This is a genomic window from Trinickia sp. (genome assembly GCF_051961175.1).
Lineage (GTDB): Bacteria > Pseudomonadota > Gammaproteobacteria > Burkholderiales > Burkholderiaceae > Trinickia.
This window is the reverse complement of the sequence record NZ_JBQCDN010000466.1, coordinates 18641-30821: the sequence shown is the minus strand read 5'-3', so window position 1 is coordinate 30821 and position 12181 is coordinate 18641. Positions and strand designations below refer to the sequence as shown.

The following is a 12181-nucleotide window of genomic DNA, read 5'->3' as shown; positions in this document are numbered from 1 at the left end:
GGTTTTCGGCGAACGAGACGCTGCGCGTCGACCTCACGGCCATCAAGTCGCCCTTGCGCAGCCTGGAATTCGCGACCCTGCGCGTGAAGGACGCCGTCTGCGATCGCCTGCGCAGCGTGAGCGGCGCCCGTCCGAGCATCGATACGGCCCAACCCGACGTGCGCGTGTTCGCCTTTTTGACGGCCACGGTCTGTACGCTCTATCTCGATACGTCCGGCGAGCCGTTGTTCAAGCGGGGCTGGCGGCTCGACAAGGGCGCCGCGCCACTGCGCGAAAACCTCGCCGCGGGCATCCTGCGCCTGACCGGCTGGACGCCCGATACACCGCTGTACGATCCGATGTGCGGCAGCGGCACGTTCGTCGCGGAAGCCGCACAGATCGCGCTCGGCGTCGCGCCCGGCGTCGAACGCCGCTTCGGCTTTGAAAAGCTCAAGCAATACGACGTCTCGGCCTGGCAGGCGATGAAGGTGGCCGCGCTCGACGCGAAGCGCCAGGCCGCCGGCAAGAAGGCCGATCTGCCGATCTTCGGCAGCGATATTTCGGGCGACATGCTGGACAAGGCCCGCACGAATCTCGCGCGCGCAGGCGTGCCCTCGCTCTGGCTCAAGCAACTCGACGCGCGCGCCATCGTGCCGCCGTCCGGCCAGCCGGGCATCATCGTCGCCAACCCGCCTTACGGCGAGCGTATCGCCGTGCGCGGCCGCGGCCCGCGCGGCGAAGTGCGCGAGCCGCGCCAGGGGAGCCGCGAAGCGGGTGCCGAGGCGTTCAGCCGTGCGCAGCCCGATGCGGCCGACAGCGAATTCTTCCGCGCCTTCGGCGATGCCCTGAAGCAGCGCTTTACCGGTTGGCATGCATTTGTGCTGACAGCCGACCGTTCGCTGCCGGGGCAAATGCGCCTGCGCGAATCGACGAAAACGCCGCTGTTCAACGGTGCGCTCGAATGCCGGCTGTTCCGCTTCGACTTGATCGCCGGCAGCGTGAAGTCGCGGCCGGGCACGCAAGAACCGCAGGCGTAATCCTTTTCTTGGTCTTCGTCTCCGTCTTCGTTAAATAGGAAGGAACGTCCGGTGGGTCGGCCCCAAAGGGTCGACGCCGGTCGCTCGCTCCGAACGAGGTCACCGCAACGCGCCAGCGCCCCGTCACGTGAACTCCAGGCTTGCGCTGGCCCTGGATCGCCATCACCTTTTTGCGTTTTTTGCGCGGTAGGCAGTGCCCCGCAAAAAGCAGACAAGCTGCTGACAGAACGGTGTCAGCAGCGCTGTCGCACACTCTCCCTTACGCGCCGTCCGGCGCCTTACCCAGCTTGTCTTCCCACCCTCGACGGAGACTGTCATGACTGCCACGGCCACTGCCACCGCTACCCGCGCCATTTCCTGGTTTGAAATTCCGGCGCTCGATTTCGACCGCGCCGTGCGCTTTTACGAAGCGGCACTCGATCAGCCGATGCATCGAGAAGTCTTCGGCGGCGTGCCGATGGCCGTTTTCGCACGCGATGAGGAAGCCACGGGCGGCGCCATCGTCTGCAACCCGCGCGACATGCGTCCGTCGGTCACAGGCGACGGCGTCGCCGTCTACCTGAATGCGGAGCCGACCCTGCAAGCCACGCTCGATCGGATCAAGCCGGCGGGTGGCAAGATCGATGGCTCGATCGTCGAATTGCCGAACGAGATCGGCTTCATCGCCTTCTTTATCGATACGGAGGGCAATCGCATCGGCCTGCATGCACGCCATCTGCGTTGATACACTGCCGCCATGACCCGACGCGCCGATCGCCTCTTCCAAATTGCCGAACTGTTGCGCGGCCGGCGCCTCACGACGGCGCAACAATTGGCCGAGTGGCTGCAGGTGTCGCAGCGCACGGTCTATCGCGACGTGCGCGATCTGCAGTTGTCAGGCGTGCCGATCGAGGGCGAGGCTGGCATCGGTTATCGGCTTAGCCGCTCGGCGAGCCTTCCGCCCTTGACGTTCACCGCGGAAGAGCTGGCCGCGCTGGCGGCGGGCGCGAGAATGATCGAGACCTGGGGCGGCGCCGCACTGGCCGGCGGCGCCCGTAGCGCGCTGGCGAAGGTTGCGTCGGCCATGCCGGCCGACAAGCGGGCGACGCTCGAACGTCTGGCGGTGTTCGCGCCGTCGTTCCATATCGATCGCGCGTTTTCCGAGAAAGTGGACACGCTGCACCGGGCCGTCGATACCCGGCATGTCGTGAGCTTCGCGTACCGGGATCGGCTCGGCGCGCATACGCAGCGCCGTATCTGGCCGCTGAGCCTCGTCTATTGGGGCGGGCGCTGGACGGTCGGTGCCTGGTGCGAGCTGCGCGGGGATTTTCGCAACTTCGACATTGCGAACATGACGGACGTCGGCGAGCACGAGCCGTTTCCGGATATGGAAGGACGGCGGCTCGCCGATTACCTGCGACGGGTAGAAGTACCCGCCGATCGCAAATCTCAAGTACCGCGCGCTACGGGCAACCCATAGCGCGTGCGGCTTCGCTTCGTCTGAAAAGACATCATCCACTTCGCATGCCGGCTGCCGCGCCAACTGCGGCAGCCCGCACCCGGAACATCATTCCACCGCCTTCACCATCTCCTCAATGACCTTCTTGGCATCGCCGAACACCATCATCGTCTTGTCCATGTAGAACAGGTCGTTGTCGAGCCCGGCGTACCCCGCCGCCATCGAGCGCTTATTCACGATGATGGTCCGCGCCTTGTACGCCTCGATAATCGGCATCCCGGCAATCGGCGATTTCGGATCGTTCTTCGCCGCCGGATTCACCACATCGTTCGCCCCGAGCACGAGCACCACATCCGTCTGCCCGAACTCGTTGTTGATGTCTTCCATCTCGTACACAAGGTCGTACGGCACTTCCGCTTCCGCCAGCAGCACGTTCATGTGCCCCGGCATGCGCCCCGCCACCGGGTGAATCGCATAGCGCACGTCCACGCCTTTTTCGATGAGCTTGTCCGTCAGCTCCTTCAGCGCATGCTGCGCGCGGGCCACGGCCAAGCCGTAGCCGGGGACGATCACCACCGATTCCGCATTGCCGAGCATGAACGAAGCGTCATCGGCCGAACCCGACTTCACGGGCCGCTGCTCCGCCGCCCCGCCCGCGGCCGCCGCACCCGGCTCCGCCCCGAACCCGCCCAGCAGCACGTTGAAGAACGAGCGGTTCATTGCATGGCACATGATGTACGACAGAATCGCACCCGAAGAACCCACCAACGAGCCGGCAATGATCAGCATCGCGTTGTTCAGCGAGAAGCCGATACCGGCGGCGGCCCAGCCCGAGTACGAATTGAGCATCGACACCACGACGGGCATATCCGCGCCGCCGATCGGGATGATGATCAACACCCCGAGCGCGAAGGCGATGATCGTCATGATGATGAACGGCAGCCACGATTGCGTCAGGAAAAAGAGGATGCCGAAACCGAGCATCCCGAGCGCGAGCATCAAGTTGATCAGATGCTGGCCCGGATAGACGACGGGCGCCCCCTGGAACAACCGGAACTTGTACTTCCCCGAGAGCTTGCCGAATGCGATCACCGAACCGGAGAACGTGATCGCACCAACGAACGTGCCGATGAACAGCTCGATGCGGTTGCCGTACGGCAGGAAGCCGAGATCGGGCGCATCGGGCGGCACGAGCCCGAAAGCGGCCGGCTCGCTGACCACGGCATAGGCAATGGCCACGGCCGCCAAACCGATCAGCGAGTGCATGGCCGCGACCAGCTCGGGCATCTTCGTCATCTCGACGCGCGCCGCGACGTACGCGCCGACGGCGCCGCCCACGACGAGCGCGGCAAACAGCAACCCCAGGCCGAGCGCGAGGTTCGAGCCGAGCAATGCGGCTTGCTTGACGATCAGCGCGAGGGTGGTCAGGATCGCGATCGCCATCCCGGCCATGCCGAACACGTTACCGGCGCGCGCACTCTTGGGATTGGACAACCCCTTGAGCGCTTGAATGAAGCAGACGGACGCGAGCAGATAGAGCAGCGTGACGACGTTCAGGCTCATTTAAGCACCCTCCTTGTTCGCCACTTTCTTCGGCTCTTTCTTTTTAAACATCTCCAACATGCGCCGCGTCACCAGGAAGCCGCCGAACACGTTCACGGCGGCCAACAAGACAGCGAATGTGCCGAAGAACTTGGCCTGCCCGCCCACGGTCAGCCCCGTCGCGAGCATGGCCCCGACGATCACAATGGCCGAGATCGCGTTGGTCACGGCCATCAGCGGCGTATGCAGGGCGGGCGTGACGTTCCAGACGACGTGATAGCCGACATACACGGCCAGCACGAAGATGATCAGATTGATGACGGTGTGATTGATGATTTCCATCGTCTCTCTCGCTCCTGTTCGTTATGCCGCCTTGCGGGCGACGGCGCCGTCGCGTGCAAGCAGCGTGGCCGCGACGATGTCGTCGTTCATGTCGATGTTGAGCGCCCCTTCCTTCGTCACGATCAGCTTCAGGAAGTCGAACACGTTGCGCGCATAGAGCGAGGAGGCATCGGCCGCGACCATCGCCGGCAGGTTCGTGTGGCCGACGATCGTCACGCCGTGCTTGGTCACGACCTTGTCCGGTTCAGTGAGCGGACAGTTGCCGCCGCGCACGCCGGGCAAACCGGCAAGTTCGGGGCCGCGCCCGGCGGCGAGATCGATGATGACCGAACCCGGCCGCATCGCCTGCACCGTCTCGGCGGAGAGCAGCGTCGGCGCGTCGCGGCCCGGGATCAGGGCCGTGGTGATGACGATGTCCGCTGCCTTGGCGCGCTCGTGCACGGCGGCCGATTGCCGCGTGAGCCACGAAGGCGGCATCGGCCGCGCGTAGCCGCCCACGCCCTCGGCCGCGTCGCGCTCCTCCTGCGTCTCGTACGGCACGTCGAGGAACTTGGCGCCGAGCGATTCGATCTGCTCCTTCACCGCCGGACGCACATCGGATGCCTCGATGACGGCGCCCAGGCGCTTGGCCGTGGCAATGGCCTGCAAGCCCGCGACGCCCGCACCGAGAATCAGCACACGCGCGGCTTTGACCGTACCGGCCGCCGTCATCAGCATCGGCATAAAACGGGGGTAGAGATCGGCGGCGAGCAACACGGCCTTATAGCCGGCGATGTTCGCCTGCGAGGAGAGCACGTCCAAGCTTTGCGCACGCGTCGTGCGCGGCGCGGCTTCGAGCGCGAAGGCGACGACGCCGGCTTCGGCCAGGCGCGCCGCGTTCTCCGTGTTGAACGGTTCGAGCATCCCGACCAGCACGCTGCCGCGCTTGACGAGCGCAAGCTCGGTCTCGCTCGGCGATTGCACTTTCAGGACGAGATCGGCGGAAAACGCCGCATCGGCTTCGACAAGTTCGGCGCCGGCTGCGGCATAGGCGTCGTCGGTGAAGCTGGCGGCGGCGCCCGCGCCGCGCTCGATCGTGACGCGATGCCCCGCTTGGACGTACTTCTTCACCGTCTCGGGCGTCGCGGCTACACGCGCTTCGTGCGCGCGCGTCTCGGCTGGCACTCCGATATGCACGTTATATCCTCCTCACCTGCTCGTGAATGACGCGAGTAAATGGGGCCGGCTGCAACACCGGCTCCATCGTCTGAATACGATTACACGGCTGCAAGAAAACGCTGGGCCATCCTGGGCCCTGCCGCGCGGCGGCAGGCTGGGAGCCCTTTCAACCGGTGCTGCGGCTTACGGTGCTGCGGCTTCGAACGCCCGCGACATAAACGGGACGCCGAGCGTCACTTTAACCGAAGTCGCCCCTGATAGACGAAAATGGGTGCCACAAAGCGAAGTGACGCGGAAGTGACGCGGAAGTGACGCCGCTACTCGGCCGCAAGGGCGGGAATGCCACAGTCACTGCGTACGCGGCGGGCAACGCCCGGCGCCACCCTGTAAAATGGCGGCCATGAAACAGGAACGCTGGACGCCCCGCGTCACCGTGGCAACCGTGGTCGAGCACGAAGGCCGCTTTCTGCTCGTCGAAGAGCACACGTCGGAAGGTTTGCGCATCAACCAGCCGGCCGGGCATCTGGAATCGGGCGAAACGCTGACAGACGCCGCCATCCGCGAAACGCTCGAGGAAACGGCGCTTTCGTTTGTGCCGGACGCGCTCGTCGGCGTCTACATGACGCATATGGATCGCCCGGACGGCGCAGCCGCCACCTTTCTGCGGTTCACGTTCTGCGGCCGGCACGAGCCGCCCCATGCGCCACGGGCGCTCGACACGGGCATCGTCCGCACGCTATGGCTGACGCCCGATGAATTGCGGGCATGCCAGGCGCGTCATCGCACGCCGCTCGTCATGCGCTCGGTCGAGGATTACCTCGCGGGCCGGCGTTTTCCGCTCGACTTCGTGCATACGCATTCGGTCGGGCCTCCTAACGGTCAGTCAAGCAGTCATTCGTAAATGGGTAAGCAAAGAGTCGTGGTGGGGATGTCGGGCGGCGTCGATTCGTCGGTGACGGCATGGCTCCTCAAAGAAGCGGGTTATGACGTCGTCGGCCTGTTCATGAAGAACTGGGAAGACGACGACGACAGCGAGTACTGCTCAACGCGGCAGGACTGGATCGACGTCGTCTCGGTGGCCGATCTGATCGGCATCGACGTCGAAGCGGTGAATTTTGCCGCCGAATACAAGGAACGCGTATTCGCCGAGTTCCTGCGCGAGTATTCGGCGGGCCGCACGCCGAACCCCGACGTCCTATGCAACGCCGAAATCAAGTTCAAGGCGTTCCTCGATCACGCGATGGCGCTCGGCGCCGAAACGATCGCGACGGGCCATTACGCGCGCGTGAGAGAGATCGACGGGCGCTTCGAATTGCTCAAGGCGAAAGATTCAACGAAAGACCAGTCTTACTTTCTGCACCGGCTCAATCAGGCCCAGCTATCGAAGACGCTCTTTCCGCTCGGCGAAATCCCCAAAACGGAAGTGCGCGCGATCGCAGCCAAGATCGGCTTGCCGAACGCTAAAAAGAAAGATTCCACGGGCATTTGCTTCATCGGCGAACGGCCATTCCGTGAATTTCTCAACCGTTACTTGCCGACCAAGCCCGGGCCCATGAAAACGCCCGATGGCAAGATCGTGGGCGAGCATGTCGGACTGGCGTTCTATACGCTCGGCCAGCGCAAGGGGATCGGGATCGGCGGCAGTAAGACGGGCAGCGGCGAACCGTGGTTCGTCGCCAGCAAGGACATGGCCGCCAACACGCTTTACGTCGTGCAGGGGCATGACCACGATTGGCTGCGCTCGCGCACGCTCGCCGCCGGCAATACGAGCTGGGTTGCGGGTGCCGCACCCGATGCAGGCGCGCGCTTCGGCGCGAAAACGCGCTATCGGCAAGCCGACGCAGCTTGCACGTTCGGCGCGCTCGAAACGAGCGACGACAACAGAGAACGCTTCACCCTTGCATTCGACGAGCCGCAATGGGCCGTCACCCCGGGGCAGTCGGCCGTGCTCTACGATGGCGACATCTGCCTCGGCGGAGGCATCATCGAATCAGCGCAGTCCGACGCCGGCACCGGTGCAAGCTCGGCTGTCCCTACGCGGGCGGCGATCCCGGCGGCTTAAATAAAGCGACGTGCTGTCGATCAGACGGAGGACGGTGCAATAGCCGCCTTAGCATACGATTCGCGTTCGATTTCAACGACCTGCGCGGACAACTGAAGGTGAACGCCTGACGGCGTGCCGCAGTGCGTCTTCAATACGGCCAGCACCTGCTCCGACAACGCACGCCGGGTATCCAGGGCCCGCCCGCTCAGTATCGCCAGCGTCGCATGAACAAACGCGCGGGGCTCGCTCGATGTGCCGACCCGAAACGCATCGCGCCGAACGCAGCGGCTCTTGATATCGATCTCTTCGAAATGGCCGCACGCGGCAAGCGCTTCATTGAGCGCGAGCAAAATCGCTTCCGCGTCGAAAGTATCGAGGTTTGCCGAATATTCCAGTGTCAAATGGGGCATCGCGTCGTCATTCTCATGATTCATGGGCTTGTGCGGAGCATGCGCCGTTCGCACAAGGTGGATCGACCGGCATGGCGAATCGTATCGCATCGCGGCCCTCGCTGCCCCTACTGATCGTTCCCGATTAAACTGGCGCATCTTTTTCACCCGGGCAACCGCTGCAACGGCAGCGTTCGCCGTTCAGGAGCCTCTCTCATGTTTTCTCGACGCTATTTCGCGATCTGGGGCGCGCTGCTGCTCGCTTGCGCCGGCGCGATCCTCGCCGCCCGGCATACGATCTCCTGGCTATGGCTCATCGTGCCGGCCGCATTGATCGCCGTCGGCCTCTTCGATTTGCGTCAGGCTCGGCATAGCATCTTGCGCAATTACCCGATCGCCGGCCATCTGCGCTTTTTCTTCGAATTCATTCGTCCGGAAATCCGCCAATACTTCGTGGAGGACGACACCGAAGAAAAACCGTTCTCGCGCGCGCAACGCAGCATTGTCTACCAACGCGCGAAGAACGAGCCGGACAGCCGCCCCTACGGCACCGAACTCGACGTCAAGGCGGTGGCACATGAATGGATCAGCCACTCCCTGGCGCCCACCCGGCTCGCCACGCACGACTTTCGCATCGTCGTCGGTCCCGATCGCGCGCAACCCTATTCGATGTCGATCTTCAACATTTCGGCCATGAGTTTCGGCGCGCTCTCGGCGAACGCGATCCGCGCGCTGAACCTTGGCGCGAAGAAAGGCGGGTTCGCGCACGACACGGGCGAAGGCTCGCTCTCGCGATATCACCGCGAGCACGGCGGCGACATCATCTGGGAAATCGGGTCGGGCTACTTCGGCTGCCGCAATGAGGACGGCACGTTCAGCGCCGAAAGATTCACCAGCCAGGCGCGCGACCCGCAAGTGAAGATGATCGAGGTCAAGCTCTCGCAAGGCGCAAAGCCGGGACACGGCGGCGTCCTGCCCGCGGCCAAGGTCACGCCCGAGATCTCCGAGGCGCGCGGCGTGCCGATGGGACAGGACTGTATTTCGCCGGCCTCGCATAGCGCATTCTCCACGCCGCGCGGCCTGCTCGAATTCGTCGATCGCCTGCGCACGCTCTCGGGCGGCAAGCCCACTGGCTTCAAGCTTTGCATCGGCCACCCGTGGGAGTTCTTCGCGATCGCCAAGGCCATGATCGAGACCGGCATCATGCCCGACTTCATCGTCGTCGACGGCGCCGAAGGCGGCACCGGCGCCGCACCGCTGGAGTTCACCGATCACATCGGCGTGCCGCTGCAAGAAGGGCTACTGCTCGTGCACAACACGCTCGTGGGTATCGGCTTGCGCGACAAGATCCGCATCGGCGCGAGCGGCAAGATGATCACGGCGTTCGACATCGCACGCACCCTGGCGATCGGCGCCGATTGGGTGAACTCGGCGCGCGGCTTCATGTTCGCGGTGGGCTGCATTCAGGCGCAGACCTGCCATTCGGGACGCTGCCCGACAGGCGTCGCGACGCAGGATCCGGTGCGCCAGCGCGCGCTCGTCGTGCCCGACAAATCGGACCGCGTCTACCATTTCCACCGCAATACGTTGCACGCGCTGCAAGAAATCGTGCAGGCCGCGGGGCTCGAACATCCGTCGCAACTGCGCGCGCACCACATCGTGCGCCGCGTCTCGTCGCACGAAGTTCAGCTGATGTCGGAATTGCTCAAATATCTGGAAACGAACGATCTCGTCAACGGCAACTACCGCTACTCGCTGTACGAAAAGTGGTGGCCGCTCGCCGATAGCGATTCCTTCGCCCCGAAAGTGCTGGCGCCATTGGCGACGGCTTGAGCCGTCGTGGGTTGAAGGCGGCCAGCGACGAGGGCGCGCCTTCGACCCGGCGGCCCGATTCCGCAGCGGCTATCACGCCCTATCACGCCATATCACGCCGCCAGGCCAAGCGTTTGCAGCGCCGCGCGCCAGGCGCGACGCCGGACGGGCCGTCAACTCGGGATGGTATCGATGAACGATTGGCGCTGCGACAGCTTCGCGAAATGCTTTTCGAGGTTCGGATACTTTTCGCGCCAATCGAGGTCGGGCATCCGGAAATTCAAATAGCCGAGCGCGCAGCCGACGGCAACATCGGCCAGCGAATAGTGGTTGTTCGCGCACCAGGGCTTGCCGGCGAGCCCTTGCGACATCGCCACGAGCCCTTCGTCGATCTTGCGCCGCTGGCGCGCCAGCCAGCCGTCGTTGCGCTGGGCCTCCTCGCGCTGGGTTGCTTCCAGACGAATGAGCACCGCCGCGTCGAGCATGCCGTCGGCAAGCGCCTCCCAGCAGCGTACCTCGACGCGCTCGCGGCCCGACTGCGGAATCAGCTTGCCGACGGGCGACAGCGTATCGACATACTCGCAAATGACGCGGGAATCGAATACGGCTTCACCGTCCTCCATGACAAGGCACGGCACCTTGCCGATCGGATTGAACGTATGAATGGTCGTTTCTGGCGACCAGACATCTTCGAGCACGAACTGATAGTCGATCTTCTTCTCGGCGAGCACGATCCGCGCCTTGCGGACAAACGGGCTCGCGAGCGAACCGATTAATTTCATCATCTGCCTTTCTCTCAAGAAAACACCGGGCCGCCCTCGAACGGGTTTCGCGCCCGCCGCGTCGTGCACGCGGCACCCATGCTCGGCCAGCGACGGCTTCTCACGCGAATCGGTTCGACAGGGCCCTGGCGAAGTGCGAGAAAGAGTATAACGTCGCCGGAGCCCGAAACGACGTATTGCCGACGCCATCATATCGGTCGGACAAGCCTGCGCCCCCGGAAAGTCGGCCCGATTGAGCAGTACAATCCCACGAATGAATACGCCGACCGAATCCCCCATCGCCGTCTCCGTCCATCAGGCCCGGCGCGAGCGCCTGCTCGCCGCCATGCGCGCCGCCGGAGGCGGCGTCGCGCTCGTGCCCACGGCGCCCGAGGCGCTGCGCAACCGCGATACCGATTATCCGTATCGCCACGACAGCTATTTCTACTACTTAAGCGGTTTCGCGGAACCGCAGTCGTTCATCGTGCTCGATGCGACCGCGCAAGCCGGCGAGCCCTCTTCCATTCTGTTTTGCCGGACGAAGAACGCCGAGCGCGAAACCTGGGAAGGATTCCATTACGGCCCCGAGGCGGCGCGCGAGGCGTTCGGGTTCGACGCGGCCTATCCGATCGAAGAGCTCGACACCCAGGTGCCCCGCATCATCGCCGATGCACCGGCGCTCTTTTACGGATTCGGACGCTCGGCCGAATTCGACAGTCAAGTGCGGCGCTGGCTCGAAGCCGTGCGCGCGCAAGGCCGCAGCGGCGTGGCCGCGCCCGTCAGGCTGGCCGACGTCCAGCCGATTCTCGACGACATGCGCCTCATCAAGGACGAGCACGAACTCGCGATCATGCGCCAGGCGGCGCGTATTTCGGCCGAGGCGCATCGGCGCGCCATGCAGGTATGCCGTCCCGGCATGCGGGAATACGAACTCGAGGCGGAACTTCTCTACACGTTCCGCCGCAACGGCGCCCAGGCGCCCGCCTACGGTTCGATCGTCGCCGCGGGCGCCAATGCCTGCGTGCTGCATTACCCGGCCGGCAATGCGATTGCCCGCGATGGCGATCTCATTTTGATCGATGCCGCCTGCGAGCTCGACGGCTATGCCTCCGACATCACGCGCACGTTCCCCGCGAACGGCCGCTTCTCGCCGGCGCAGCGCGAACTGTACGACATCGTGCTGGCCGCTCAGCAAGCGGCGATCGATGCCACCCGGCCCGGCGTCGGCTTCGAGGTGCCGCACGACGCCGCGGTGCGCGTCTTGGCGCAAGGGCTGCTCGATACGGGCATCATCGAGCGCACGAAGTATGCGTCGGTCGAGGATGTCATCGCGGAGCGGGCGTATTCGCGGTTCTACATGCACCGCACCGGCCACTGGATCGGCATGGACGTGCACGACTGCGGCGACTACCGCGAGCGGAGCGCGCTGCCGGACGCCTCGGGCGCCTTGCCGTGGCGCTCGCTGCAGGCATCGATGGCGCTGACGATCGAGCCGGGCCTGTACGTGCGCGCCGCCCCCGACGTGCCCGAACAATATTGGAACATCGGCATCCGCATCGAAGACGACGCCATCGTCACCGAGGACGGATGTGTTCTGATCACGCGTGACATCCCCGTCGAACCCGATGCGATCGAAGCCGTGATGCGCGACGGCCGGCAAACATCGACGGCCGCGTGAA

11 protein-coding genes and 1 pseudogene are annotated in these 12181 nt (G+C 64.6%); 7 read left to right on the top strand and 5 right to left on the bottom strand.

Annotated elements, in window-relative coordinates; translation table 11 throughout:
- The 3 genes and pseudogenes from ACTHL0_RS26475 to ACTHL0_RS26465 all read left to right on the top strand — a co-directional run.
- Nucleotides 1–1016 (top strand): THUMP domain-containing class I SAM-dependent RNA methyltransferase (locus ACTHL0_RS26475; RefSeq protein WP_440570081.1); only part of this gene is annotated, 1016 nt, incomplete at its 5' end.
- Nucleotides 1017–1332: 316 nt separating this feature from the next.
- Complete coding sequence (locus ACTHL0_RS26470; RefSeq protein ID WP_440570079.1) at nt 1333–1740, top strand: VOC family protein; 408 nt, start codon at nt 1333–1335, stop codon at nt 1738–1740.
- A 9-nt stretch (nt 1741–1749) separates the two neighbouring features.
- A pseudogene (locus ACTHL0_RS26465) lies at nt 1750–2475 on the top strand (helix-turn-helix transcriptional regulator); the annotation flags it as partial.
- 87 nt (nt 2476–2562) lie between these two features.
- Here the strand turns inward: ACTHL0_RS26465 and ACTHL0_RS26460 are convergent.
- The 3 genes from ACTHL0_RS26460 to ACTHL0_RS26450 are packed head-to-tail and all read right to left on the bottom strand — an operon-like array spanning nt 2563 to nt 5514.
- Nucleotides 2563–4017, bottom strand: a complete 1455-nt coding sequence (locus tag ACTHL0_RS26460; RefSeq protein WP_440570077.1) for an NAD(P)(+) transhydrogenase (Re/Si-specific) subunit beta — start codon at nt 4015–4017, stop codon at nt 2563–2565.
- Nucleotides 4018–4338, bottom strand: a complete 321-nt coding sequence (locus ACTHL0_RS26455) for an NAD(P) transhydrogenase subunit alpha (protein ID WP_440570075.1) — start codon at nt 4336–4338, stop codon at nt 4018–4020.
- Between the two features lie 21 nt (nt 4339–4359).
- A complete protein-coding gene (locus ACTHL0_RS26450) occupies nt 4360–5514 on the bottom strand; it encodes a Re/Si-specific NAD(P)(+) transhydrogenase subunit alpha (protein WP_440570073.1) in 1155 nt (384 codons plus the stop codon).
- Nucleotides 5515–5896: 382 nt separating this feature from the next.
- Between ACTHL0_RS26450 and ACTHL0_RS26445 the strand changes: the two genes are divergently transcribed.
- Both ACTHL0_RS26445 and mnmA read left to right on the top strand, forming a co-directional pair.
- Nucleotides 5897–6397: an NUDIX hydrolase gene (locus ACTHL0_RS26445; RefSeq protein WP_440570071.1), complete on the top strand. Its 501-nt coding sequence runs from the start codon at nt 5897–5899 to the stop codon at nt 6395–6397.
- A complete protein-coding gene (mnmA, locus tag ACTHL0_RS26440; protein WP_440570069.1) occupies nt 6398–7558 on the top strand; it encodes a tRNA 2-thiouridine(34) synthase MnmA in 1161 nt (386 codons plus the stop codon).
- Between the two features lie 20 nt (nt 7559–7578).
- Here mnmA and ACTHL0_RS26435 read toward each other — a convergent pair whose 3' ends face one another.
- Entirely contained in the window at nt 7579–7974 is a 396-nt protein-coding gene (locus ACTHL0_RS26435; RefSeq protein WP_440570067.1) for a 5-carboxymethyl-2-hydroxymuconate Delta-isomerase, read from the bottom strand.
- Between the two features lie 171 nt (nt 7975–8145).
- On the opposite strand from ACTHL0_RS26435, the gene ACTHL0_RS26430 reads away from it, so the two are divergent.
- Complete coding sequence (locus ACTHL0_RS26430; RefSeq protein WP_440570065.1) at nt 8146–9762, top strand: FMN-binding glutamate synthase family protein; 1617 nt, start codon at nt 8146–8148, stop codon at nt 9760–9762.
- 152 nt (nt 9763–9914) lie between these two features.
- Here the strand turns inward: ACTHL0_RS26430 and ACTHL0_RS26425 are convergent, their stop codons facing one another.
- Nucleotides 9915–10526, bottom strand: a complete 612-nt coding sequence (locus tag ACTHL0_RS26425) for a glutathione S-transferase C-terminal domain-containing protein (protein ID WP_440570063.1) — start codon at nt 10524–10526, stop codon at nt 9915–9917.
- Between the two features lie 250 nt (nt 10527–10776).
- On the opposite strand from ACTHL0_RS26425, the gene ACTHL0_RS26420 reads away from it, so the two are divergent.
- Nucleotides 10777–12180, top strand: a complete 1404-nt coding sequence (locus tag ACTHL0_RS26420; protein WP_440570062.1) for an aminopeptidase P N-terminal domain-containing protein — start codon at nt 10777–10779, stop codon at nt 12178–12180.
- The last annotated feature ends 1 nt before the right edge of the window (nt 12181 follow it).